The following is a 25725-nucleotide window of genomic DNA, read 5'->3' as shown; positions in this document are numbered from 1 at the left end:
CAGCCGGATTTCAAATAACTCAATTATCTGTTTATTATTTCTTGAGAAATAACCCTCAATTAACTTTTCAAATTTAATTAACTCTATGAATTTTAATTTGCAGAGCTCCCCTTTCCGCTCAACCGCTTTTTAAGCTCCAGCAGTTCTTTAATGCGATTAAACCAAAAAGGCCCACCTAAAGAAATCAATATTGCCGAAATCAACATCCCAATCCAAGCACTGATCATCGACCAAAACGACCAAGCGTTATTACTTTTGGTTTCTTCTCCTACAACATAATAATGCAGTCCGTAAGGTAACACTTTAAAGTTAAACGACTCGGCGGTGGTTAGCAGTTTACGCTGGCAATCCGACCATTCTTTTAGCTGCCTATCTTTCACTCGAGAGAAGTCTTCTTGCAGACAAAAGTCATTCCCGGACTTTTGAAGTTGCTCTGAAAACTGAATTAACGACTGCTGATACGCTTTGTCTGTATTGATTTTTTTCAATAAATCGAAGCTGTTAATTTGAAACAATAATACGATGACAGTCGCGATCGCAAACGACCAAAAATGGGTGCGTCTTGCAAAACGAATGGTCATTTCATTTTCGAACGGCGTAAAGTAACGATCGAGCAATTGATTGAGCTGCTTTTTAACATCGTCTTTTTGTTCGGTGAAAAAATCATCGATGCTGTTTGCAAGTTGTTTTTGCGAGACATTGGTGTGTTTAAAATCACCAAATATTTTGTACCAATAAGAGTTTTTGTTGTGAATAAAAACCGGATTTAGGAGCGCCTGAAACTTTTCACCAAACTCACCAATATTTGATGGTTCAACATAATCCGTTAGTCTTTTAGCTTCACTGCTCAATCGATCGGCTAGGCCGGTTAACGATTGCTCGATAAGTTGCGACCTCCATTTCCCAATATGCTGAATAAAATGAACCATCATGGTCACGATTAATCCAAATAACATCATAACGGTACTAAAAGCGAGAATAAGTCCCAAAATATCCAATAACATTCTAAGTTTCCTAAATTACGATTTTTTCTTTTTACCGGTTTTGAGGAGTTTAATGCAAAAAGGGGTGTTTTGCTTGTTTAACTCAACGCTTAATAAAATCGAAACAAGGGCAAAACGCTTAACACACACTTAAGGTAATGCATCATTATTCGCTTAAATAAAATCTCAAGATGTGCAGCTAACTTCCTGTAATTTATACAATAATTCGACCTCAATATTTCATCTCAGAGAACTATAATTTGACCTCAAACTATTTATTCATTAGGATAACCGTTTATTTAAACCAATCGACAAGACTCAATGAAGTCTCAATTAACGTCAAAACTTCTCGTATATATACTCATTTTAAGCGCAACTTGCCCAATTCCAGCCGCAGAGCTGGAGCTTTCACCTGCTTCACAGTTGTCGAACGAAGGCTACTTCACCCTGCATTTTAATAATTTGAGCACAAATCATAAAAATGTTTTGCAATTGTCATTAAACCGTCAATTTGAACCCGTACAACGGGAATATCTTGTCAGTGATCTTAATCAGTTGTCGCTTAGCGGCTTTGACAACGGTGACTATTACTTCCGTCTTCTTGATAGAACAAAAAAACTCTCCAGCAATTCAGCTCAAGTTACGGTTGCGCACCGCGATCTGGGTGATGCCTTGGCCCTATTTACTATTGGACTGGTTTTGTTTTTACTCTTAATCACAACTCTCATTTTCTTTACCAAACGAAACCACACGGAGTCCTGATGTTATGGATTACCAGGTAATACCCATTCAATGGGCATTAACAGTATTGGTGATATTCGGATTGTTCTGGGTATTTTTTGGATGGTGGTTAGGCAGGAGGAACCGCTCTCTTGATGACTTCATGCTTGCGGGACGCAATGTGGGTTTTGCATTTGCTTCGGCAACCGCAATGGCTACCTGGATCACCAGTAACACCACTTTGGTCGCTCCTCAATTAACGTATCAATTCGGCGTTTGGGGCATGATCGGTTACTCAATGGCGGCATTGGGTTTAATCTTATTTGCTCCGCTAGCCAAGCGTATTAAAACGTTAATGCCCAAAGGCTACACCTGTGGCGACTTCATTAAGGTGCGTTACGGAACTTTTGCCTGGATCATTTTTCTCATTGTTTCCTTGTGTTATGCCATGGGCTGGCTGGTCAGCTTGGGCATGGCGGGTGGCATTTTATTGTCGTCACTGAGTGATATCAGCTACTTTACCGGAATGACAACCATTCTTGTCATTTGTGTGCTTTATACATTACTCGGAGGACTCAGAGCGGTAATAGCAACCGATTATGTACAAACACTGATCATTTTAGTCGGTGTGCTCACCATAGGGTACATTTGCATACGTGATGTCGGGCTCGACAATATCTACACTTCTGTTTCAGCAGAAAGTCCACAACTTTTAAATTTATTATTTCCTGCTGCAATAATGTTTTTATTCAACAATATCTTTTTTGGAATTGGTGAAATTTTCCATTCCAATGTGTGGTGGTCACGCGCTTTCGCCTTTAAAGCCAATATAGGCAAACGTGCTTATTTACTCTCCGGTTTACTCTGGTTACCAATACCCATCGTTACTGGATTTGTCGCGTTATCCGCTATTCACTTGAATATTTTTCCTCCTAGCCCTGACATGATCGGTCCTTTAGTTGCCGCTAAATTACTGGGAAGTGTCGGGGCCATTTTTATTTTTATTATTGTGTTTGCGGCCCTGGCTTCAAGCCTTGATTCGTTATTAGCAGCAACCAGCGATTTGATCACTAAAGACATCTATAAAGGAATATTTAACCAAACGGCCGATAATGATAAGTTGCTGGCAATCAGTAAAGTGTCTATTTTATCACTTGGAATTGTAACCTGGCTTCTTTGTTTACCCAAAGTCACAACACTCGGCGCTTTGCTAAACTTTACCGGAGCATTTGTTGCGAGCACAATTTGGCCGATTGTTTTTGGGCTTTATGGCCGACGGCTTACCGGTGAATTTGCGGGCAGTGCCATGTTATTCGGTACGCTTTGCGGGTTGATTGCTTATTTCGAAATTGGCTTTTACGTCGCAGCACTGACTTCCTGCGGCGTTTCACTATTGATCACTGCGATTGGGCTCGCTGTAAAAGATCAAGATTATCAATGGGAGCATCTGCAAAAGATGAATCAATAATATGCTCATAAGTTTTAGTTTATTTGAATTTATCATTTATCTGGCCATGGCGATTACCGTATTTTCGCCCATCGTATTAATTATTTTGGCAGTTATCGATAAGAGAAAGGACCAATTATGGTAGCCACTATGACCGAAGAAGAAATTTCGTTTTCACGCGAAAAATTAGACGTATACGGTGATGCTCACCCTAAAGCTCTATTAAAAGCGATTCAAGAAGATGGAGAGCACCTTAAGAAACTGTCAGTCCGCCATATCATTTCGTCTGATCAGTTTGGTCGCAATGAACTTCTCCAACTGTTTCGGCTTTCTGCAAAATACGAAAGTAACCCGGATCGATTCCGCACACCTTTACAAGGTAAAATATTAATCAGCGCTTTTTACGAGCCCAGTACGCGTACTCGTCTCTCCTTTGAAAGTGCGTGGCATCGACTTGGCGGTGATATTATGTCAATTACCGATCGCTCAACCACTGGAATTGCCAAAGGTGAGTCGCTCGCTGATGTCGGTGAAATGTTTAATAACTACGGCGACTGCGTGGTGCTGCGAGACATTAACGAAAACTCAGTAAAAGAAATGATGTCGAGCTTAAGAATACCGATTATTAATGCAGGAAATGGAATAGATGAACATCCGACACAAGCGCTCGCTGACTTATACACCATTTTTAAATGGCGACCGGATTTTATTTCCAGTAACTTTACTGATGTAAAAAAAATCAAAATTGGAATTATCGGTATTCCTAATCAAATGCGAACCGTTCGCAGTCTTTTAAAGTTACTGGCCATTTTCCCGGAAATTTGTGAAGAAGTGGTCATCATTCACGACGGGTCACGTAAAACGGTATTTGATCCCGGTCAAAAAGAACAACTCGTTGAAAGCGGCTTAAACATTCGTGAAAGCAATGAATTAAATGCGTCTTTGCCCGACTTAGATATCGTTTACATTAACGCCATTGCATGGGTAGGCGACTCCTTTAAGTCTTTTGGCGAACGCTTCGAGTTAAGTAAAAGTTCACCTTTGAAAAAAGACGCTATTATTTTGCACCCATTGGCGAGAGGCGACGAGCTCTCAACCGATCTGGATGAAACCAGCCATAACTGGTATTTCTCGCAGGCAAGAGGTGCGGTCTTTTTACGTATGGCGCTGCTAACCTGCATGTGCGAACGAACAGAACGTGTTATGGATGTTGTGTAAATTTTTGCAACGTCCCATTAAAAGCATTTAATGAATAGGAGTTTCCTATGTGTGGAATTGCGGGTGTGTTTCACCGCGACCCCGGTCATCCGGTTGACCCTCAAGTTTTAGTGAATATGGCGGCGATACAATATCACCGCGGTCCGGATGGTTATGGTTATGAAGTAATCCCAGAAAAAGGGGTTGGATTTAGTCATGCACGCCTTTCAATTATTGACTTACATCAAAATCGAGGTCGCCAACCTTTTCGAACTGACGATGATCGCTTAATGCTGACAAAGAATGGCGAACTTTACGATTATCAACGGATACGCGCACAGTTAACAGCTGATGGCGCTCAATTTCAAACCAAAAGTGATAGTGAAATAATATTACACCTGTTTCCTCGATATGGCTTGGAAAAAACCTTGGGACAACTAAGAGGTGAATTCGCATTTGCACTATTTGATAAACAAGATGACTCGCTTTACCTGGTCCGTGATCGCTTTGGTATCAAACCACTCTATTGGGCACAAACAGAACAAGGTGTTGTGTTTGGTTCAGAGTTGAAAGTGTTGTTTGCGCACCCTCATGTAAAGCGCGAAATCGATGAAGAAGGTTTATTTCATCAACTGATTCAAGTGATGGTGCCAGGAACAACGGCATTTAAAGGAATACATCAAGTAAAACCTGGACATGTTGTAAAAATTTCCCGCAATCGCAACGGTTTAAAAATTGAAGAGCACAAATACTGGGACATCAATTTTCCTCATGCAGAAGAGCACGATATTAATCCTGATGAAGATTATTACATTGAGTTAGTAAGAGAAAAACTGCTCGAAGCCGTTCAGCTGCGTTTAGAAGCCGATGTGCCAGTGGGTGCTTATCTATCGGGCGGCATCGATTCCTGTTCGATTTTGGGTTTATCGCAAGCATTGAGTCAAGATCCCGTAAAGGCGTTTACGATTGGCTTTGATGATAAGGATTACGACGAAACACCTATTGCGAAAGAGATGGCCGATAAAGTCGGGGCAGATCAACACGTGTTAAGTTTGTCAGCGGAACAGCTATATCAAAATTTTGAACGTACTATCTGGCACACCGAACGTACAATTTACAATACATTGGGTGTCGCCAAATTATTAATGAGCCAAGAAGTAAATCGAGTTAACTATAAAGTGGTGTTAACCGGTGAAGGTTCTGATGAACTTTTTGCTGGCTACCCCTCTTTTCGAAATGATATGTTTTTGTATGGTCTTTCCGATCTGGATTTAAACCAGAAAAAAATCTGGAAATCGTCACTGGAGCAAAATAATCAATTATTTAAAGGTGCCATGTTACCGAAAGAGGAATACAACTCTGCGGCAATATCCAATTTTGTCGGCTTTACGCCAACCTGTTTACAACCTTGGCTGCACTGCGACTCCATTGCACAACGATTATTGCACCCAGAATATAAACAAAAACTCAATGAATACGATCCGGGTGCTGCGATTGCCGATACATTTGATTTATCGATGCTTCAAGGTCGTCACCCGCTGGATAAAGCTCAATACGTTTGGATCAAAACCATGCTTGAAGGGCAAATATTGACCTGGGGTGGTGATCGCGTCGACATGGCGAACTCTATGGAAGCACGCCCTGCTTTTCTTGATCATCACTTGGCGGAGTTTGCAACTCGAGTGCCTCCACAGCTACGTATTAAAGGTCCTGTTGAAAAATACGTACTCAAAGAAGCGATGAAAGGATTACTGCCAGAAACGCTCTATAAACGTCAAAAATTTGCCTTTATGGCACCGCCTGCTCATCGCGATGAAAGCAAATGGCGCGCCTTGATGAAATTGTTTAATGAATATGCATCGCCCGATAAGATTGCAACCACCGGGTTACTCGATGCCGACGCCGTGAAAGCAATGATAAGTAATCAAGCTGATCTAGGGCAACATCACGATCGCGTACAGATGGATGCAATGATCAATCACGTGGTTGGCATTCAAATCATGTACGAAAAGTTTATAAAGGCTGACCTACCCGCTCAGGCTCGCCAAAAAGCGGATGAACTGGGCTGGCATGTTTAATATTATATTGAGATTATTCATTATGATTTAAGTAATCGTTACAGCAAATTTTAACTGTGCTCTTACAGAAACCGATTAGCGCTGAAATAATAGGCCTGAAAGAGCATTCGATTATGGTGATTAATCATTTTGCCTGAACAGTATTTAAGCAACAAAATCTGTCGTTAATAGAGAATTTACGTAAAATATCAGCAAAAACTCATTTTTTCGCAAACTCAATTCACTCTCGCATTCCATTCTTTGATGCTATTGGGATTGCCAAAGACTTTACATTGAGACAGACAGTAAACAATTTAAAGAACTTTTTTGATTGATGTTATTCTTCATGGAGGCAGTACGATGAAAATAAAGGTTGAAAACCTAGCAGAAAGTGTGACTTCTCACTCCCTGAAAGACGCATTTTCTGACTTTGGTGAAGTGACTTTTGTGGAAATTAGGCAACAAGCCAACAAGAAGTATGGCATTTTAAAAATGCGATATAATCAAGACGCGAAAGCGGCCATTAAGATTATAAACGGCAGTCCGATGGAAGGTAACGTTATCCGGGTGACGCCAATGTACGATAAACGTCACTCCAGACGTTAATCGATTTTACTATTAATTTACAAACAGGAGATTTGTTATTGGTTCTGAAGATAATGCGCAAGCATTAAACCAACATAATACGCATACAGAGCATCAATGGATCAGTTTTACCATTGGTAACACCTGTTATTGCCATACCATTGACTTTATCGATGAAATATTTAATTATGCAGCACCAACTCCCGTACCCGGTGCTCCACAACAAGTCAGTGGTATTCTCAATATTCGTGGCAGTATCGCGACCATTTACTCAGGTCGTTATTTACTTGGCCAAGAAGAAAAATCGGCAGACAATCAATCACGTATTATTACTCTGGCTCTGGAAGACTCGTTAATTGGAGTCGTTGTAGACCAGGTCGGTGAAATTATTTACTTCAGTACTGAGCAAATCAATCGTCAACATCTTGGGCAAACCAACGATTATCACACCTTAGAGCAAGGAACGGTTTATCTAAATGGTCAACTCTATAGCGTGTTGAACTTTGCCCAACTAATTAATGAAGAATGAGGAGTACCTATGTACTTATTTCTAGCTCGAGTATTTAAATTCAATTTAACTGGAACAGTAAAGTGGTTTAATCGTAAAAAAGGATTTGGCTTTATCGAATTTAAAAAAGACAAAACTATATTTGTGCACAGCAGTCAGATCAAATCTGAGCGCTTTCACTACCTTAAACCAAATCAAAAGGTTTCGTTTCAAATTGCAAAAAACAGCAAAGGATTACAAGCAATAGAGGTTGCCGTTAACCAATAGTCTATAGTTATCAAGGCAGGTTTTCTTATCAACATTGAAGTTAAAGGATAGCGCCATGACGAATAAAGCACCCAAAATTAATATTAGCCGAGTTGAAAATGATCTCTATCAATTATCCAAATTCGGTTATAACCCAGAAGATAAAGGTATTTATCGTCAAGGTTTAACCCAGATCGATATGGAAGCACGTCAATGGCTCATTCAACAGTTTGAACAAAATGGGTTAACAGCGAAGTTTGATCATGTTGGTAACGTATGCGGAAAACTAGGAGAAAATGGAAAGCCTGCCATTTTAATTGGATCACATCTGGATTCTGTTCCAGCAGGAGGGATGTTTGATGGCACCTTGGGAGTGATAGCCGGCCTCGAATGTATTCGCGTGATTCGAGAAAACAATATTCAACTGGATACACCTATTGAAGTTATTGCAACCAGCGAAGAGGAAGGTCGATTTGGCGGCATGCTTGGAGCGCAAGCTTTAACGGGCAAGTTGACTTTAGAATGGTTGGAATCAGCCAAAGACCCAAGCGGTGAAAAATTAAAAGATGCACTGGCCAGTTGTGGCTTTGATGTTCATCAGGCACTTCATGCAAGGCGAAACCCTAAAGACATTCGCGCATTTCTTGAGTTGCACATTGAACAAGGCCCAGTATTGGATACGGAACAAAAATCAATTGGTGTCGTTGATGGTATTTCCGGTATTTTCAAGTGGTTGATTAAATTCGTTGGAAAAGCCGATCATGCGGGCACCGCTCCTATGAATATGCGAAGTGATGCATTTATGGGTGTTGCAGACTTTGCTCACGAGTTAAGCCGAATTATCGATGAAGAAGGCAGCGAATATACACGACTAACGATTGGACGTGTTGAGTTAAAGCCCGGATTTGCACACACTATTCCGGGTGAGGCTCATTTCACCTTGGTAGGTCGAGATATGGACCTTGAGATAATGAAACAGGTATCCATGTCCTGTCGAAAAGTCTTATCTTCCATTGCTCGAAAACATAATTTAATGTTTGAATACGAGCAATTGAGTTGGCTCGATCCCAAACATTTTTCCAACGACTTGCAAGATCTCATTGAGAAAAATGCACAACAAATGCAGCTTGATTATCGCCGAATGCCCAGTGGCGCCGGTCACGATTGTCAGTTTTTTGCAGATCTTGTCCCTACCGCATTAATTTTTATTCCCAGTGTGGGAGGCATAAGTCATGCACCGGATGAGTGGTCGCATTGGGATGATGTAGAAAAAGGTTGTAATTTACTATTAAAAACCGTTTTGGATCTTTGCGAAAAAAGTTAATCGAATCGGACATCGAGTGGGTCTTCAATGAGACTAAGTAAACATTATTATACTCGTTTACTTTTCGTCACCACCGATGGTTCCAATTTCTAATAGAGGTGCAGCATCCAAATCACTTGCATCCATCATCGCCGCTACCCGACTAAAAGACGACAACAATAAATTTTGCTCCCACTCTTCAAGCGATTGAAAGCGTTCAATGAAATAATCCTGAAGTGGCTTAGGTGCAGTATTTAAACGTTTTTTCCCTTGATCAGTAAGATACAGTGAAATACGTCGTCGATCATTGTGATCACGAACTCTTTGAATAAAGTTTCGAGATTCTAACCGATCTAGGATTGTCGTTACCGTTCCCTGGCTTAAATTAATTCTTTCAGCAATTGATTTAGCCGTAATTCCTTGAGTTTGACTCACTTCTTGTAGCACTAAAAGTTGCGGTCCTGTCATACCAGCATCTTTATTCAATTTTTTGGAATGAAGATCGATCGAGCGAATGATTTTACGTAGCGAAATCAGTAATTCTTCGTATTTTTCCATAGCTCTCTTTCAATCACGAATTGAAGTAGGATGAGGTAGGAGCACAGCGTAACTCATCAGAAGTCAGTCGTGTAATCGTCGTTAGGTTATCTATTTATACTCGAAGCGTTTCAATTTATTGATGGGTTACGCTGCGCTCTTGCCACATGCTACCCATTCAAAACTCCTGAAAATCATTGCAGCAATTCTAAAAGGTCCGCTTCGTCTCTTACTTCGATATTCAAGTCTTGTGCTTTCTTTAACTTGGAACCTGCACCAGGACCGGCAAATACCAGGTTGGTTTTCGAAGACACGCTGCCACTGACTTTTGCGCCCATTGCTAGGAGCTTTTCTTTCGCGACATCTCGCGACATTGATTCAAAACTGCCAGTAAGCACTATCGTTTGACCTTTTAGTGGCAGTTGGTCCGCCGTTTTTTGTTCGACTTGCGGCCAATTAATGCCAAGCGCGATCAAGTCATTAATCACTTTTCGATTTTCTTGGTTCGCAAAAAAAGCAACCAAATGTTGAGCCACAACTGGACCAATATCGGGCAACTCAACCAATTGGTTTTCAGTCGCCGACATCACAGTATCTAAAGTATGGAGCTCGCTCGCCAATGTTTGCGCGGTAACCTCACCTACCTCACGAATTCCCAACGCATACAAGAATTTAGCGAGTGTCGTGGATTTACTTTTTTCAATGGCATCGATCAAGTTTTGTGCAGACTTCTGACCCATGCGCTCTAACTCAGCAACGTCTCCGACAGTCAACCGATACAAGTCTGCCAAGGTATGAATTAAACCTTCGTCAGATAGTTGTTCAACCAATTTATCGCCTAAACCATCAATATCCATCGCTCGACGCGAAGCAAAATGTTTAATGGCTTCTTTACGCTGTGCGCTGCAAATTAACCCACCAGTACAACGGTAAATGGCTTGGTCCGCTTCTCTCTCAACGGGCGACTGGCAAATAGGACATTGTTCCGGCATTTTCACGGGCTCGGCATTGTTTGGTCGTTTTTCCTTAACTACGCTAACCACTTGCGGTATTACATCACCGGCTCGCCGAATGATTACGGTATCACCTTGATGGACATCGAGTCGGCTAATCTCATCCATGTTGTGTAAGGTTGCATTACTGACCGTCACTCCACCAACAAAAACGGGCTGCAGTCGTGCAACAGGCGTCAGAGCTCCGGTACGTCCAACTTGAAACTCTACTTTTTCCAATACTGTTAACTCTTCTTGTGCAGGAAACTTGTGAGCGATGGCCCAACGTGGCGCACGCGCGACAAATCCGAGCAATTCTTGCTGTTCTATACGGTCGACTTTGTAAACCACCCCATCTATTTCATAGGGCAGTTGCTCGCGACGTTTTAATATATTGTGATAATACTGAAGACAACTTTCGGTACCCTTCTTAACTTGAACTTCAGGACAAACTGGCAATCCCCAAGACTTTATTTGAAGTAAACGCTGATAATGTGTATCGGCTAATAATGCACCATCAGCAAAACCAACACTGTAAAAATAAACCGATAAACTGCGTTTACTGGTAATAGACGGATCAAGTTGTCGCAGGCTGCCAGCTGCCGCATTTCTTGGATTAGCGAATACTTTATCACCCGTGTTTCGCGCTTCGTTATTTAAAGCGTCGAACACTTTTTTTGACATATAAACTTCGCCGCGTACTTCAACTCGGTCCGGAAAGTCGCCACGCAATCGCAATGGCACACTTTTAATTGTTCTTATATTTTGTGTTATGTCTTCTCCTACTGCTCCATCTCCACGTGTTGCTGCACGTACGAGCACTCCGTTTTCGTATAAGATGCTGACCGCTAATCCATCGAGTTTAGGTTCACATACAAAGTTTACTTTATCGGAGATTTTTAAACGATCTAGAATACGCTTTTCAAACGCGGCTAACTCTTCATCATTAAACACATTGTCGAGGGACAACATGGGTTTTTCATGCACTACCTGTTCGAACGCAGAGTCAGCTTTAGCCCCTACTCGTTGCGTTGGCGAGTCGCGAGTTACCAAATGAGGATGCTGCTGTTCCAGTTGTTGAAGTTCACGTAACAAGCGATCGTATTCAGCATCCGGAACGGTTGGATTATCGAGTACATAATAAGCGTAGTTGTGATCGTCTATTTGCGCTCTTAATTCAAGGATACGCTGTTCTACAGTAACATTCATATAAGATTAGACTTTGGTAAGTTTACGACGTCGATATTCTTTGATTTGTTCCAGCTCATGCTGACAGGTTTGTTCGGTAAATACACTGCGTGAGCTGTCCATTATTTTACCGCCCAATTGTTTATTCAAATCACGAGCGGTTTGAACCATTGTCTGATAGGCTATTTCAGGATCCCAGGAACCCGGAACCCCCATAAAAAAGGAAATACCTTTAAAACTTTCATTTGCCATATTATCCAAGTTGAAGGTACCGGGATTAAAAGCATTTGCGATAGAAAAATATTTCTGGTGCGTATTTTGAGCACTTTTGTACCGATGGAATATATTCATGTCGCCAAATCGACAACCTTTTTCAATCAGACACTGCAAAAGTTCTGCGCCCGAAAAAGGCGTTTCAGGTGCAAGCAGTGTTAATGAAAAAATTAATTCGGGCTCAGCCTCAACATCGAATTGCTCTGTTTCGTCTCGTGCAATCAAACGCTCTGACTCATCCACAACAAAGGAGTCTTCATCACGGCTGGCAATAAGCGTTTCATTGTCATCTTCTTGCTCTTTATGCTCAACTTCCTCACTCGAGTCGTTAGCAGATATTACGCGCGCTTCCCCAACGCCATCCCGATCGAATCCTTCACGATCACGAAAGTCATCACCCGGTATTCCGCTTAAGTCCAGCTTAGTTGACTTATTACGACGTGAACGACGCCAACCATCGAACGCTACAATTGCGATGATCATCGCTCCAATTACGCCTAAAATAACTCTCAGTTCCCACTCCATGTGATGCCCTCCTGATTACGCGGAAGCCATGGCTGCCGCTTCGTCAATATCTACGGCGACCAGTCGTGAAACACCCGGTTCCTGCATGGTCACCCCGGCTAACTGATGCGCCATTTCCATTGCAACTTTGTTGTGCGAGATATAGATAAACTGAACTTTTTCCGACATGCTTTTCACCAGATTACAGAATCGCCCCACATTCGCGTCATCGAGTGGAGCATCCACTTCGTCGAGCATACAGAAAGGTGCCGGATTCAATTGGAAAATTGAAAACACCAAGGCAATCGCGGTTAACGCTTTTTCTCCGCCCGAAAGCAAATGAATGGTTGAGTTTCGTTTACCTGGCGGCCGTGCCATTACCGCAACACCGGTGTCGAGCAAATCTTCTCCGGTGAGCTCAAGATACGCATGGCCCCCTCCGAAAACTTTTGGAAAAAGATCTTTTAATCCGGCATTAATTTTGTCGAAGGTTTCTTTAAATCGAGTACGTGTTTCTTTATCGATTTTTCGAATCGCTGACTCAAGCGTTTCCAACGCTTCGGTTAAGTCCTCGTGCTGAGCATCAAGATAAACTTTACGCTCTTCTTGTTGTTTGTGCTCTTCAATCGCTGCGAGGTTTATGGCGCCAAGCCGTTGAATTTTTCCAGCTAATGCTTCAAGCCTTTCCTGCCAGTCGTGTTCGTTGGCTTCTTCCGGTAACGATTCAGCAATAGTATCGACAGAGAGTTCTTCTTCCGCCAAACTTTCAGCTTGAGTGTTTTGACGAGTTTTGCATTCCTGCCACTCCATACGAGCGCGCTCCAATCGACTGCGAATGGCTTGCGCTTGTTGCTCAGCTTCTGAGCGCTTTTTATCGAACGCTCTCAGGTTATTATCGGCCTCAGTAACTTTTTCTCGCGCAATTTTTAACTCATCTTCTACGAGCAAGCGTTTCTCAAGCGCTTCTTCCAGTTCAATATTTTGATCATCGCCAGGTTCTTCGAGCCCGGCTAAATTATCTTCTAGTGCTACTTTTCGTTGTTGCAACTGCGCAATTTGCTGATCCATTCGTGCAAAATTGTTTTGCGCCGAGTTGATTTCAGTACGTAACGACTCTACTCGCAGCGCCAATTTGTGCGCTACGTCTTTAGCTTCACGCGCACGATTACGTGATTGTTCCAACTGACTGCGAAGCTCTTCTCGCTTGCCCATCAAAACTTCTTTTTGATCGGTATCGCTTGCCATATCTTCAACCAAATTCTGGATCAAGGCGCGGCTGGACGTCATGGCTTTTTCGTCATCTTTCATTTGCTGAATCGCTTCTGCTTTTTCACGGTTCAACTTTTCAATTCGATGACGTGTTTGTTCCAGTTTAGCTTGCTGGCTGCCTACTTTTGCTCGAAGTTCACTGTAGCGTTTGTTAGCGTCGCGAAGTTCTCGTTGTTTTTGCTCCCAGCTGTTTTCTAAATCTCGAATTTGTTCGGCCAAAGACTCAGAAGCTTCTTCCTGTTCGGCAAGCAATAATTCTTTTTCTTCGAGCTGTAAGATCAACTCTTTCAGCTCAGCCTCTCGCTCGACCAAACCGGCTTCATTTTGTGAAGCACGTGCCACGCGAATCCAATCTTTCCCCAACCAAATACCGTCTCGAGTGACTAAACTCTCATCGCTTGCTAAATTCGGCTGCATTGAAAGCGCAGTGGATAAATCATCAACCCCTTTAACTTTAGCCAATAAACCGGAAAGGTCCGCTGGACCGGAAATTTTTGCAGCTAAGGATTCTGCATTTGGAGAACTGCTGCCGATTTTACGCATAAACTGTAATTGGCCTTCGCTTAACTCGTTAAACTTTTGAGCAATAGCAAAGTCATCAACCAATATCGCTTGCAGCGTTTCACCTAATACGGTTTCAACCGCCTTTTCCCAACCAGGCGCTACTTCTAATTTTTCAACCAATCGAGGTAATTCAGATAATCCGTTTTGTTGCAGCCATTGTTTTGTTTGCTTGTTTTCGTTTCCAAGCGCCGCACTTTGTAATGCTTCTAGCGAAACTTTTCGACCTTGCATTTGCTGCACTTGCCGACGCATTTCATCCATCGACTTATTTTTATCTCGACGCTGCTCTCGAAGGTCCGAAATTTTTTCAACAAACTCATCAACGGTTTCAGAAAGCGTGGCCGCTTCTAATTCTACCTTAGACAGTTCGGCAGCAGCTTCGACCATGGAAGCTTCCATTGGCTCTGCCTGTAAAGAGTCCAATTCACGATCCATGGCATCGAGGCGACTCGATAAACGACTTAAATGCGACTCCAGGTGTTGAATTCGAGTTTTTTCAACCTCCAACTTTTGGGTATTGCCCGATGCACTCTGATTAAAATTATCCCATTCCTGTTGCCAGTTGTGCATGGCATTTTCCAAGTCGTGCAATTGCTCTTGTGAAGACTCAACCGACTCATTGTACAACTCGAGCTCAGGTTCCGCTTCCATCAGCTCTTGCTGTAAATCCTCCAACCGATTTTCGTCGGTAGATTTTTGTTCCATCAAATGTTTAAGTGACGCTTGCGCGTTTTGAATGTCTTCCTGTAATTGCGTTTTCCGTTCCGACTGATGTTTAATAGCCTGTTCCAAACGTGCGATATCCGCACCGATACCATAATATCGCCCTTGCACTTCGTTGAATTTATCGCTTAATTCAATATGCAGATCGCGTGTGTGTTCAATTTCTGCATCTGCTCGACGCTGCTCCGCTACACGCGATTCTAGTTCGGTTTCGAGCTGACCAATGAGCGTTTCAAACTCTTGCATTTGTTTGTGAAAACGTTGCCAACGTAATACTGAAAGTTGTGCTTTGAGTTCGCGTTCTTCGCTTTTAAACTCTTTGTATTTCATGGCGGCCGTGGCCTGCCGCTGTAAATGCGCCAGTTGTTTGCCCAACTCTTCGCGAATGTCTTCCAGGCGTTCTAGGTTTTCCCGCGTGTGACGAATTCGATTTTCCGTTTCACGACGTCGCTCTTTATATTTCGAAATGCCTGCAGCTTCTTCGATAAAGATACGCAGTTCCGCAGGTTTTGATTCGATCAATCGAGAGATCATGCCTTGCTCGATGATGGCATAAGATCGAGGGCCTAGACCGGTACCAAGAAAAAGATCGGTAATGTCTTTACGACGACATTTGGTGCCATTAAGGTAGTAAGCGGATTGACCATCGCGAGTAACGGTTCGGCGTACGGAAATTTCAGCGTATTGTGCGTATTCGCCAATCAACTTACCTTCGCTGTTATCGAATACCAGTTCGATACTGGCCTGCCCGACCGGTTTACGAGCAGAAGAACCATTGAAAATAACGTCAGTCATGGAATCGCCACGCAAATGCTTGGCAGAAGACTCCCCCATTACCCATCGAACGGCATCAATTAGGTTTGATTTACCACAGCCGTTAGGGCCAACGATGGCTGTGAGGTTTTGAGGAAAAGGTACAACGGTAGGATCGACAAAAGACTTAAATCCCGCCAGTTTGATCTGTTTTAAACGCATAACCCTGAAATCTGTATTATTGTCTGTGTTTAAGCCTTCGGCTGGCTTGTTTAACCCCGTTTCTCTACTGTGAAATCAGATTGTTTTTTAATCACATTCGTAGCATCGGGTTACATTCTGTTAAGTTTTGTTTTTCCGCAATTAAGCCGAGTAGTGTAAATTATTTCACTCTTGAAACACACTACTCAATTCAAAATAACCAGAAGATTTTTAAGCTATGATTAAAACTGGATTCAGTGGCGCACAATATTTCACCAGAGGCTTTGAGCTGGTTCGCCACAAGGGCATTCGCCACTTTGTCATTTTCCCTTTACTAATCAACCTGATACTGTTGGGCGCCGCGGCCATTTGGCTGTTTAACCAACTATTAGGCTGGAAACAGCGGTTTTACGACTGGAGCTGGAGTTGGGTGCAATGGATTTTAGACAATCTCGGCTGGCTTATTTGGCCGATTGTTTTTGTCTGCGTATTTCTTGCGGTGTTTTACTTTTTTGCCATAATCGCCAACTGGATTGCCGCTCCTTTCAATGGTCTGTTATCGGAAGCCGTTGAGCGGCACCTCGCAGGCGAGAGTTTTCAAGAAACACCTAGCGGATTTGTTCGGGTGCTCAAGGACTTACCCCGAGTATTTGGCCGCGAATGGCGAAAATTTACCTACTGGTTGCCGAAAGCTTTAGGCTGCTTGCTACTTTTTTTAATACCAGGAGTGAATATTATTGCGCCTGTCGTATGGTTGGTGTTTAGCGCCTGGATGATGGCGGTTCAGTACATCGATTATCCGATGGATAACCATAAAGTACCGTTTCACGAAATGCTGGTTGAGCTTAGGGCCAGCCGTGGTGGGCCGATGGGGTTTGGCGGTATGGTGATGCTGGTGACAATGATACCCCTCGTGAATATTCTGGTGATGCCCGTTGCAGTAGCGGGGGCCACGGCACTTTGGTTTGATCATTATCGCAGTTAACCTTAAAACAGTTTCTTTATTGCAATACGCTTCTGAAATCACGTACCATTTGTATACATTATACAAATGGTACGCTCAATGAAACCGCCAATAATCGATCGCCAAAAAGCTCTGCTCTCTTTACTGAATCGACATCAATTGCCAGCTTTGCTTGTAACGGGACCGGAAAATTTGAGATACATCTGTAACTATTCTGGCGAAGCAGCATGCGCATTAATCAGCCAAGAAGCCTGCTACCTCATAACCGATTACCGATTTATCGAGCAAGCACAACGAGAGTGCGAAGGTGTTGAAATTATTTGTCGTGATCGAAAACGAGAATCGGTTTCGGACGTTTTATATCGGTTGATGACGGCCCATACCATTAAACGGTGTGGCTTCGAATCTCAACACTTAAGCCATCAGCTATGGCTGAAACTCGACTCCGATTTGCCCATCGCACTTTTGCCGTTATCAGACGTAATTGCTGAACTTCGCCAAGTTAAAGATGAATATGAAGTAGGCTGCATTCGTCAGGCAGCTGCTATTGCTGATCAAGCATTAAGTACTTTGCTACCAAAAATAAAAGAAGGTATCAGCGAAAAAGAGCTGGCATTGGAACTGGAGTTTCAGATATTACGCAGTGGTGCCGATAGCCTCGCTTTTCCAACCATTCTGCTATTTGGTGAGCGCAGCTCGTTACCCCATGGTCAACCCAGCGAACGAAAACTGGCCTCCGGAGAACTTATTTTAATTGACTTTGGCGCGGTGGTTAATGGCTATCGCTCCGATATGACAAGAACGTTTGTACTTGGTAAAGCAAGCGTGCAACAGCAGCAAGTTTACTCAGCCGTAAAGCAAGCACAAACAGCCGCAATCGAATTAATCACTGATGGCCAGTCGAGTGAAACACTGAATGCTACGGCCCAAGCGTATTTGCAACAAAGCGGATTTGGAGAATACGCTGGAGAAGGATTGGGTCATGGTGTCGGGCTTTATTTGCATGAACAACCACTGATAGGTATGGGAAAACAATATCAATTAAGGAAAGGAAATGTGGTTACGGTTGAGCCTGGAATTTACATTCCTGGCTGGGGTGGGATCCGAATCGAGGACGACTTGTTGGTGACCTCAAATAGCTACGAGGTTTTGACCCAATCTCCCTATCGTTTCGAATTACCTTAACAGGGAATTAATGAAGGCTCTTCAAACAGACAAAGGCTAGCATCACTGTGAATTTCGGCCATCCCCAATCGTTTCATTAACTTAATAGAGTCATGATTGAAGCTGTGGGCACTGGCACGTATACGTGTTAACCCAAATCGAGTACGTCCGTACTCCATCATACGTGTCGCTACCTCAAAGCCATACCCCAAACCACGAAATCGTTGAGCAAACCCGATCACCAGCTCGGTTTGCTCCTGATCTTGAAAAGGCCAGAACCCCGCAAAGCCCGCTAAATCCTGGCATTGATTGATGTAAATTCCCCACAAACCGTATTTACGACGCTGTAATTGCAGAATACTGTGACCGATCAACTCCTGCGTACGGGTAAAAGTGATTTCTTCGTTATCCGACAGGTAACCACGAATTTCCGGTAAATTCCAAAGTTGATGCAACTTTGGGGTATCCATGGTCGTAAAAGGTATTAATTGACAGCGTTTTGTGAAAATTCGGTTTTGCATAGGATGCAAGCGTCTTTTTGCCTTAGGGTGAACTCAAATCAGCCACGATTCATGCTGAAGGTCGGCTTATTCTATGCCAAGAAGATCCTTGAAATAAAAGTTAATATTACCGAGAAATATTCGCACCTTCGACTGATTCGAGCCGATGGTTACGGCCGAGGTTACAAATCAAACACGTCAGTCGGCACCTTTAACTTAGCAATCATGGTGGAACGATGCTTACGTTCTATAATTAGCTTTGGCAGCGTAAATGCGATGGAAACCGAATGCGTGCACAAAACCATTGGGTAGAATCTTGATGTCCTCTCTCATTAGGTGCGGCAAATTTGTCATTGCATTACTCTTTGCAAACCTTTTGTCAGCGGAAGATGACCAAGGCCGATCTTTATTTGATATGAGCTTCGAAGAGCTTTTGAAAATAAAGGTTTCAACGGCCGCTAAAGTTCCACAACCTTTAGGCCAAGCCTCTTCTCTGGTTTCAGTGATCACGGCTCGAGAAATAAAACAGTTTGGCGCCAACAATCTCTTTGAAGTGCTAGAGCGCGTGAGCAGCTTTTATATGACCGGTTCATTTTTCTTTCAACAAAATGTTGCGGTGGTCAGAGGCGATTTGCAAAGTCATGCCGATAACCATGTCTTAATACTAATCAATGGTCGCCCTGTACGGGAAAGCTATTCTGGCGGTGTCAACTTTCCGATATACAATGCTTTTCCCATCGATGTGATTGATCGTCTTGAAATAATTCGCGGGCCGGGCTCGGTACTTTACGGAACCAATGCATTTTCTGCAGTCATTAATATTATTACCCATCAATCAGAAGAAGCTTTAAGTTACCTGTTCATACAAGGAGGAAGTCATCAACATCGCCAGTTTAGAGCCGTTGGTCATCAATGGTTTGAAGAGCACCAATTAACCGCCGGGTTATTGTATCAGGAAGAGCGCGGTTGGCGTTTTGCCGCAACGGATTCCAGTGGTGAACTCAACAGCTTTAGAGCAGGAAAAGAAAATACAGGACTCTGGTTAGACTATCACTGGCGTGACTGGCGATGGCAATCATTGTATTTAGAAAGTGAATACGACTTTATGGGTGCATCGACGAATTGGAGCGGTACAACCCCTCTTGATCAACGCGAAATGCACTCGGATCGTTTCTTCAGCAACCTGGGTACTCGAACAAAACTCTCTGAACAACATGAGTTCGACTTTAATATTAGCTATGCAACCATGACTTTCGATCATTACAACTACCAAACCCTCGCCGTTGACACCTTTGCAGAAGTAACCAGTTATCTCCAGCTTTATCCATCATTACTTTGGGTCAATGGAATCACAGCTTGGCATCAGGATGTCAACTCAAAAGCAGGCTTAGCCTCTGCGCCGGTTAAAAGTTTTAGCGGAATGTGGTACGAATACTTCAGTCAAATTTCCGCTGACATATCCAATAAATTACAAACGACCATAGGTATTCAATTCTATCGACAGGAAAGTAACAATCATATGACACCTCGGCTTAATCTGAATTATCAATTAAGTGATGTTTGGTTAGCGAAGTATTCATACGGTAAAGCTTTTCGTGCTGCATTTGGTGTCGAAACTAATTTTGACTTAATTCTTTACAACCCTGACGGAAGCATTCGAGGTGGACTGCGTGGTAACCCAAACCTAAATCCTGAGTCCGTTTCGACACAGGAATTGAGCATTCGATATCAATCAGTTCAACACTTTTTTGAATGGGCTTATTTTAAAAGCGAAATGAAAGAACTCATTGGCCGAGAACGAGCACCCGATAATGTGTTGGACTTTGTCAATCAGGGAACACTAAGCTCCAAGGGTTTTGAAATGGATTATAAGGGATATTTAAATAGTCAGTGGTCTGTTTTGGCCAGCTATTCCAAACAAAAAAATCATAATAACCAAAACATTGAAGATTACACGCTGGTGCCCAATGAAATGATTAAGGTGGGTATTATTTTCAAGGCTAACGAAGACCGTTGGATTTTCGGATTATTCAATAATTACGTTTTTGACGCTCCGCCTACAGTAATCCGAAACTCTTCCGTGCAAAATGTCAATCAGGAGGCTGATGCTTACCATTTAATGACTTTGAATATTAAATGGCGAATGACACCTTTCTTTCGAATCGGCGATAACGACGATTTCCGATTAAATTTTTACGTTTATAACCTGCTCGATGAAAACGTTCATCACCCCGAATTTGCAGGTCGACAAATTAATACCCTACCTGCTCGCTCCCCGCGCAGTGTCTTTATCAGTTTGGCTGTACAATTTTAAAAGTGCTTAGCAAGCGACATTAAAAAACGAGGTTTTCGCAGTTCTTTTTCAATGACTTTATCGAAAGAAAAGAACTCGGCTCGCCCTTGCTCTGAACTAAATAGACTGTAACCTTTGATTGTGATTCGAAATATTAAAGGTTTAGCGAACGAATATCGATTAGCACTTTGCTCACTGATGTCGTAGTGACTTAAAAGTGAAAAGGCAATCATATCACTGTAATTTTCATGCTTGGTAATTGCGTACTCAACTCCGTAACGACCATTAAGAGGTAACGAAATAGCCGCTGAGTGAGTAATCCGATGATTAAGTTCCTGAGGAGTGAATAAAATAGAGTTTACAAAGGCATTGGTCGAGGCGCTATTTTCAGTAAACATTTCGGAAAACGCATTTTCGGCGTCTTCAGCACGCGAATTGGCCGTCGCTAATACGATGACCAGAATCACTGCACTCATTAACTTCCGTGATATGAATGCGTTGTATTGACTACTTAATGCACTCATAGAATCAAACCACAACTCTAACTTCGAGATTTATACTATCAAGTCTAGCTGATAATCCAACCAAGAGATATTCAATTTGCCATACAGTTAACACAAATTGGTGGTGGTTTGACCAATTATTTCATACTGGTTAGGAGCTAAAATTAAAGTTCACTCTAAATACTTTAAGCTATCTATTTGTTTTTCAATTCTTTTCTCTGAAATAGGATAAGCGGTCTTGATGCCTTGAGCGAACAATGAAATCCTCAACTCTTGCAACATCCAGTGAAGTTCGGCTAGAGCTTCGCTGTAACTCCGATTATGCTCTGACACAGGCAGCTTTCTTACTCGATTTTCAATCGCTTTGTAGCGCTTTAGGCTTTGCTCTTCTCGCGGAAAATTAATCGCCATTCGCTCTAAACGTTTATCCAACGCTGTTAAGTAGCGGCTATAATCGTTAAGCCGTGCGATACCGTTACGGTAAAGCGCTTCTTTTTGCCAAAGAAAGTCGAGTTGTTCACGAATATCTAAATAAGAATGTAGAAACTTGGGCTCTACCTTCTCATAAACCTGTTTACTGATGGACTGAGTTTGTTTTAGCAGTTGTAAAATTAAGGTCAACCACTCGTTCATTTTAGAATTAAACACTTGATCAAATTGAAGCGCAATGGCTTTAAACGCCTGTTCTTTTTCTACCGGTTCTTTTGGTAAAAAGCTCAGCGCCAAAGACATGGCTACTTCTTCAACCAAAGCCGGATAACCATCGAGAAATGTTGATAGTTTTTGGAGTTCCTTGCGTTGTTGCCAGGATCGAGTAAAGTACTTTACTTTTTTATCGACCGACAACACGAGCAATCGACACACACCTTTTTGATGAATCAACTCTGCCTGATATTTCGATTCACAACCTTTTGCTTCTACCCATTGTTTTTTATCCTCCAGTGCTTGCAGCAACCTTGTTTTTTGTTGTTTATTTTGCGCAGTTAATTCGAGTCTAAAGTTCAGCCCTTCTGGCCACTCCGTTAACCGATATGGAGAATCATTTTTCTTACGATCGCTTTGACTTTTCGTTTCCACAATTGGAGCAACTCTTTGCTCCAATGCTCTTTTTATCTTGCCTGCGAGCTCTGCTTGCAACACCGATAGATCTCGTCCTTTTTTGATGGGCTGTTTTCCATCATTAAACACTTTAAAATTTGGAGTGAGGTGCGCGGGTAACTCAAGTTCACGCCAATACGAAATATCCACTTCTTTACCGGAAATCTGATAAAGCACGGTGGCGAGTTCTCGATAAAAATCACCCTGCCCCCATCGATCGGACAATCGCTGATAACAAGCACTGGCATACTCAGGAGCTGGAATAAAATTTTTACGTACGCTTTTGGGTAACGCTTTTATCGAACAAAGAATCTTTTCCTGTAATAAGCCTGGCACCAGCCACTCAAAATCAGCAGTTTTAAATTGTTTCAGCATGGGTAATGGTAGACATACCGAAACACCATCATCCCTATGGCCTGGCTCAAACCGGTACTCTAACTGCAACTCACAATCTCTAACCCAAAGCGCTTTTGGAAAGGCTTTCTCATCCAGCGTTGTTTCCGGATTCAATACGTCCGCTTCGGTAAAGGTTAGAATTTGGTTACGCTCTTTCCATTTTGACTTAAGCCACCGTTCCATCTGCTTTTGATTGACAATGTATTCGGGTAGTCGCTTCTGAAAAAATTCAACCAGCTCTTCTTCACTCTTTAAAATATCAGCTCGTCTTTGACGAGTTTCCTCATCCCGATATTCATTCAATAGCTTTTGATTCGCTTGATGAAAAGGCGCTCGAGTCACCAACTCACCATCAATGAGTCCTTTTTCTATGAGCCATTGTCGACTTAACTCTGGCTCCTGCTGGCTGTATCCGACCAATCGATTGTGTACATAAACCAACCCGTATATAGATTTTTGCAAATACGCGCAGGCTTCACCTTTCTTTTTCCGCCAATGAGCATCAAGATAAGTCACTTTTGCCAAATGCTCCGCAACGGGTTCAATCCATTCTGCTTCAATCGGTGCGGTTGCTCTTGCGTACAACTTTCCAGTTTCTATTAATTCCGCAGCAATCATCCATTGCGCTTTATTCTTAAAGTTAACCGAAGAAGGATGAATATACACTTTAGCATTTCGTGCACCTTGAAAATGGGTATCGGTGGTACGAGTTAATAAATTCCCTAACATTGCTGGGATCAGGGCTCGATGAATTTGCTCATAGTCAGCCGGCGCTTTATTCACTTTATATCCTGCTTGTTGCATGACTTGTTTCAATTGTCGATAGGTATTTCGCCACTCGAGCCAAGCAACAAAATTAATAAAATGCTCAAAACAATAATCTTTAAACGCTTTATTTGAAAGTGCTTCCTGTGTTTTGTGTAATTCATTCCACAAATTTAAAAACGTGATAAAATCGGATTTCTTATCGTTCCATTGTGCGTGAGCCTGATCCGCTTTTTGTGCTTTATCGTGAGGCCTTTCTCGTGGATCACGAACACTATAAAGACTGGCAATCACTAACATTTCTTGCAGTGCGCTTTCACTTGCTGAAAACAGCAGCGTCGCAAGTTTAGGATCGACAGGCACACGAGCGATATTTTTGCCAAGGTCCGTTAATCGATAATCTTTGTCAATGGCTCCTAACTCAAATAAAAGATTAAGACCATCGCGCCAATGCTTTTCTTCAGCAGACTCTATAAACGGGAATTTTTCAGGCTGTTCAACGCCTATCAGCTTCATCTGCAAAATAACCGAAGCCAAATTGGTTCGTTTAATTTCTGGAAGTGTAAATTCAGCTCTTGCCAGAAAGTCTTCTTCTGAATAAAGCCGATAGCAAATGCCAGAAGAAACTCGCCCACAACGACCCGCTCGCTGATTAGCACTGGCCTTGGATATTTTTTCAACCTGTAAACGCTGAATTTTGCTGCGCATGCTGAAACGACTGATTCTGGCTGTACCGGGATCAATCACAAAACGAATACCCGGAACCGTAAGCGATGTTTCTGCAACATTAGTCGCCAAAACAATTTTTCGACCGGCTAAAGGTTTAAAAACTTTTTGTTGTTCAGCGATACTTAAACGCGCATAGAGCGGTAATATATATGTACTGGGCAAGTTTAACTTTCGCAACTGCTTTGCGGTTTGCCGAATTTCACCTTCGCCAGGCAAGAAAATTAGAATATCACCCATCCCTTCTTTACTCGCATCCAGGACAGCTTGATTTATCTGCCATAGCTCAGGATTTTCACCGTGCGGAATGTGCTCCACCTCTGGAGGGCAATAACGAATTTCGACTGGATAAGTTCGGCCTTCTACGGTGATTACAGGAGCATCGTTAAAAAATTTGGAAAACCGTTCAAGGTCAATGGTAGCCGACGTAATGATCAGTTTTAAGTCTTTCCGCTTTTCAATCAGTCGCTTTAATAAGCCTAATAAAAAATCAATATTGATACTGCGCTCATGCGCTTCGTCAACAATTATGGCCTCATAGTGACTTAAAAATGGATCCTTTTGCATTTCAGAAAGCAGCATTCCATCGGTCATAACTTTGACATATCCAGCGTCGGAAGTTCTCTCGTGAAAACGAACAGACACACCCACCTGTTCACCTAATTGACAGTTCATCTCTTCTGCAATACGTGCAGCGACAGACGTCGCAGCAACGCGCCTTGGTTGCGTATGACCAATTTGGCCTCGAATTCCTAGACCGGCTTGTAAACAAATTTTAGGTAATTGTGTGGTTTTTCCGCTTCCGGTTTCACCCGCTAATACGACAACCTGATTATTTTTAATCAACTCAATAATATCATCGACGGCTTCACTGACGGGTAGTTGCGGTGGATACTCGACTTTTGGGCAAAGAGATTGTCTTTCTTCGATTTGCTGTTGTGATTGTTCGAGTAATTGAGTGTATTTGACAAACAGCGAATCCGCATTTTTCTTTTGGCGTTGCAACTGATGAATTTTACGACGCAAAGAAAGTAATCGGCCGGCATCTTTCGTTAAACAGGTTTGAATTTCAAGATGGGGAACAGAAGTCATGATTTTTTTTGGGTACTGATAATATTTTCTTTCTATTTGCTAAGTACGATGGAAAAACAAACTCAATTTAAAGTTTAACACTGAAAAGTAAAATCGCCTCTAAAGTAGACTTCTACCGAACCCAATAGTCGTTATTGGTAAAGCGATGTAGAAATATTCTTTAGAGGCGACAAA

19 protein-coding genes are annotated in these 25725 nt (G+C 42.4%); 11 read left to right on the top strand and 8 right to left on the bottom strand.

Going from position 1 to position 25725, the window contains the following annotated elements:
* Window positions 1-92: 92 nt before the first annotated feature.
* On the bottom strand, window positions 93-1004 hold the full coding sequence (locus tag ACTUJY_RS09885) for a hypothetical protein (RefSeq protein WP_463615920.1): 912 nt from the start codon (window positions 1002-1004) through the stop codon (window positions 93-95).
* Between the two features lie 300 nt (window positions 1005-1304).
* Between ACTUJY_RS09885 and ACTUJY_RS09880 the strand changes: the two genes are divergently transcribed.
* The 8 genes from ACTUJY_RS09880 (at window position 1305) to ACTUJY_RS09845 (ending at window position 9067) form a co-directional block, all read left to right on the top strand.
* Window positions 1305-1745 carry a hypothetical protein gene (locus ACTUJY_RS09880; protein WP_463615919.1) on the top strand — a complete coding sequence of 147 codons (441 nt, stop codon included), beginning with the start codon at window positions 1305-1307 and terminating at the stop codon, window positions 1743-1745.
* A 4-nt stretch (window positions 1746-1749) separates the two neighbouring features.
* Window positions 1750-3171: a sodium:solute symporter family protein gene (locus ACTUJY_RS09875; RefSeq protein WP_463615918.1), complete on the top strand. Its 1422-nt coding sequence runs from the start codon at window positions 1750-1752 to the stop codon at window positions 3169-3171.
* Between the two features lie 129 nt (window positions 3172-3300).
* Window positions 3301-4368 (top strand): aspartate/ornithine carbamoyltransferase family protein, encoded by a 1068-nt coding sequence (locus tag ACTUJY_RS09870; RefSeq protein WP_463615917.1) that lies wholly within the window; start codon window positions 3301-3303, stop codon window positions 4366-4368.
* A 47-nt stretch (window positions 4369-4415) separates the two neighbouring features.
* Entirely contained in the window at window positions 4416-6425 is a 2010-nt protein-coding gene (gene asnB / locus ACTUJY_RS09865) for an asparagine synthase (glutamine-hydrolyzing) (protein WP_463615916.1), read from the top strand.
* Window positions 6426-6764: 339 nt separating this feature from the next.
* A complete protein-coding gene (locus ACTUJY_RS09860; protein WP_463615915.1) occupies window positions 6765-7010 on the top strand; it encodes a hypothetical protein in 246 nt (81 codons plus the stop codon).
* A 37-nt stretch (window positions 7011-7047) separates the two neighbouring features.
* Window positions 7048-7518: a chemotaxis protein CheW gene (locus tag ACTUJY_RS09855; protein ID WP_463615945.1), complete on the top strand. Its 471-nt coding sequence runs from the start codon at window positions 7048-7050 to the stop codon at window positions 7516-7518.
* Between the two features lie 9 nt (window positions 7519-7527).
* Window positions 7528-7764: a cold-shock protein gene (locus tag ACTUJY_RS09850; protein ID WP_463615914.1), complete on the top strand. Its 237-nt coding sequence runs from the start codon at window positions 7528-7530 to the stop codon at window positions 7762-7764.
* Window positions 7765-7819: 55 nt separating this feature from the next.
* Window positions 7820-9067, top strand: a complete 1248-nt coding sequence (locus tag ACTUJY_RS09845) for an allantoate amidohydrolase (RefSeq protein ID WP_463615913.1) — start codon at window positions 7820-7822, stop codon at window positions 9065-9067.
* 57 nt (window positions 9068-9124) lie between these two features.
* Here ACTUJY_RS09845 and ACTUJY_RS09840 read toward each other — a convergent pair whose 3' ends face one another.
* The 4 genes from ACTUJY_RS09840 to smc form a co-directional block, all read right to left on the bottom strand.
* Window positions 9125-9604, bottom strand: a complete 480-nt coding sequence (locus tag ACTUJY_RS09840; RefSeq protein ID WP_463615912.1) for a MarR family winged helix-turn-helix transcriptional regulator — start codon at window positions 9602-9604, stop codon at window positions 9125-9127.
* 173 nt (window positions 9605-9777) lie between these two features.
* Window positions 9778-11784 carry an NAD-dependent DNA ligase LigA gene (gene ligA / locus ACTUJY_RS09835; RefSeq protein ID WP_463615911.1) on the bottom strand — a complete coding sequence of 669 codons (2007 nt, stop codon included), beginning with the start codon at window positions 11782-11784 and terminating at the stop codon, window positions 9778-9780.
* Between the two features lie 6 nt (window positions 11785-11790).
* Window positions 11791-12561: a cell division protein ZipA gene (gene zipA, locus ACTUJY_RS09830; RefSeq protein WP_463615910.1), complete on the bottom strand. Its 771-nt coding sequence runs from the start codon at window positions 12559-12561 to the stop codon at window positions 11791-11793.
* Between the two features lie 15 nt (window positions 12562-12576).
* Entirely contained in the window at window positions 12577-16071 is a 3495-nt protein-coding gene (gene smc, locus ACTUJY_RS09825) for a chromosome segregation protein SMC (RefSeq protein ID WP_463615909.1), read from the bottom strand.
* A gap of 217 nt (window positions 16072-16288) precedes the next feature.
* On the opposite strand from smc, the gene cysZ reads away from it, so the two are divergent.
* Together cysZ and ACTUJY_RS09815 are read left to right on the top strand one after the other, a co-directional pair.
* Window positions 16289-17035 carry a sulfate transporter CysZ gene (gene cysZ, locus ACTUJY_RS09820; protein ID WP_463615908.1) on the top strand — a complete coding sequence of 249 codons (747 nt, stop codon included), beginning with the start codon at window positions 16289-16291 and terminating at the stop codon, window positions 17033-17035.
* 78 nt (window positions 17036-17113) lie between these two features.
* Window positions 17114-18199, top strand: coding sequence for a M24 family metallopeptidase (locus tag ACTUJY_RS09815; protein WP_463615907.1), 1086 nt, complete (start codon window positions 17114-17116; stop codon window positions 18197-18199).
* On the opposite strand, the gene ACTUJY_RS09810 is transcribed toward ACTUJY_RS09815, so the two are convergent.
* The gene (locus ACTUJY_RS09810; RefSeq protein WP_463615906.1) at window positions 18196-18699 is read right to left on the bottom strand and encodes a GNAT family N-acetyltransferase; all 504 of its coding nucleotides are present in this window, start codon (window positions 18697-18699) and stop codon (window positions 18196-18198) included. The genes ACTUJY_RS09815 and ACTUJY_RS09810 overlap by 4 nt on opposite strands.
* Window positions 18700-18997: 298 nt before the next feature.
* Here ACTUJY_RS09810 and ACTUJY_RS09805 point away from each other — a divergent pair, with 298 nt between their 5' ends.
* The gene (locus ACTUJY_RS09805; protein ID WP_463615905.1) at window positions 18998-20992 is read left to right on the top strand and encodes a TonB-dependent receptor plug domain-containing protein; all 1995 of its coding nucleotides are present in this window, start codon (window positions 18998-19000) and stop codon (window positions 20990-20992) included.
* On the opposite strand, the gene ACTUJY_RS09800 is transcribed toward ACTUJY_RS09805, so the two are convergent.
* Entirely contained in the window at window positions 20989-21447 is a 459-nt protein-coding gene (locus ACTUJY_RS09800; protein WP_463615904.1) for a hypothetical protein, read from the bottom strand. The genes ACTUJY_RS09805 and ACTUJY_RS09800 overlap by 4 nt on opposite strands.
* Window positions 21448-21645: 198 nt before the next feature.
* Window positions 21646-25551 carry an ATP-dependent RNA helicase HrpA gene (gene hrpA / locus ACTUJY_RS09795; RefSeq protein WP_463615903.1) on the bottom strand — a complete coding sequence of 1302 codons (3906 nt, stop codon included), beginning with the start codon at window positions 25549-25551 and terminating at the stop codon, window positions 21646-21648.
* Window positions 25552-25725: the final 174 nt, after the last annotated feature.

This window comes from Pleionea sp. WD8-19, from assembly GCF_055326765.1.
This window is presented reverse-complemented; position numbering and strand designations above follow the sequence as displayed.

What these genes read in the sequence shown, in the direction of transcription:
- ACTUJY_RS09885 (WP_463615920.1), bottom strand. Translation starts at nt 1,004, where the DNA reads ATGTTATTGGATATTTTGGGACTTATTCTCGCTTTTAGTACCGTTATG.
- ACTUJY_RS09880 (WP_463615919.1), top strand. Translation starts at nt 1,305, where the DNA reads ATGAAGTCTCAATTAACGTCAAAACTTCTCGTATATATACTCATTTTA.
- ACTUJY_RS09875 (WP_463615918.1), top strand. Translation starts at nt 1,750, where the DNA reads ATGGATTACCAGGTAATACCCATTCAATGGGCATTAACAGTATTGGTG.
- ACTUJY_RS09870 (WP_463615917.1), top strand. Translation starts at nt 3,301, where the DNA reads ATGACCGAAGAAGAAATTTCGTTTTCACGCGAAAAATTAGACGTATAC.
- asnB (WP_463615916.1), top strand. Translation starts at nt 4,416, where the DNA reads ATGTGTGGAATTGCGGGTGTGTTTCACCGCGACCCCGGTCATCCGGTT.
- ACTUJY_RS09860 (WP_463615915.1), top strand. Translation starts at nt 6,765, where the DNA reads ATGAAAATAAAGGTTGAAAACCTAGCAGAAAGTGTGACTTCTCACTCC.
- ACTUJY_RS09850 (WP_463615914.1), top strand. Translation starts at nt 7,528, where the DNA reads ATGTACTTATTTCTAGCTCGAGTATTTAAATTCAATTTAACTGGAACA.
- ACTUJY_RS09845 (WP_463615913.1), top strand. Translation starts at nt 7,820, where the DNA reads ATGACGAATAAAGCACCCAAAATTAATATTAGCCGAGTTGAAAATGAT.
- ACTUJY_RS09840 (WP_463615912.1), bottom strand. Translation starts at nt 9,604, where the DNA reads ATGGAAAAATACGAAGAATTACTGATTTCGCTACGTAAAATCATTCGC.
- ligA (WP_463615911.1), bottom strand. Translation starts at nt 11,784, where the DNA reads ATGAATGTTACTGTAGAACAGCGTATCCTTGAATTAAGAGCGCAAATA.
- zipA (WP_463615910.1), bottom strand. Translation starts at nt 12,561, where the DNA reads ATGGAGTGGGAACTGAGAGTTATTTTAGGCGTAATTGGAGCGATGATC.
- smc (WP_463615909.1), bottom strand. Translation starts at nt 16,071, where the DNA reads ATGCGTTTAAAACAGATCAAACTGGCGGGATTTAAGTCTTTTGTCGAT.
- cysZ (WP_463615908.1), top strand. Translation starts at nt 16,289, where the DNA reads ATGATTAAAACTGGATTCAGTGGCGCACAATATTTCACCAGAGGCTTT.
- ACTUJY_RS09815 (WP_463615907.1), top strand. Translation starts at nt 17,114, where the DNA reads ATGAAACCGCCAATAATCGATCGCCAAAAAGCTCTGCTCTCTTTACTG.
- ACTUJY_RS09810 (WP_463615906.1), bottom strand. Translation starts at nt 18,699, where the DNA reads ATGCAAAACCGAATTTTCACAAAACGCTGTCAATTAATACCTTTTACG.
- ACTUJY_RS09805 (WP_463615905.1), top strand. Translation starts at nt 18,998, where the DNA reads ATGTCCTCTCTCATTAGGTGCGGCAAATTTGTCATTGCATTACTCTTT.
- ACTUJY_RS09800 (WP_463615904.1), bottom strand. Translation starts at nt 21,447, where the DNA reads ATGAGTGCAGTGATTCTGGTCATCGTATTAGCGACGGCCAATTCGCGT.
- hrpA (WP_463615903.1), bottom strand. Translation starts at nt 25,551, where the DNA reads ATGACTTCTGTTCCCCATCTTGAAATTCAAACCTGTTTAACGAAAGAT.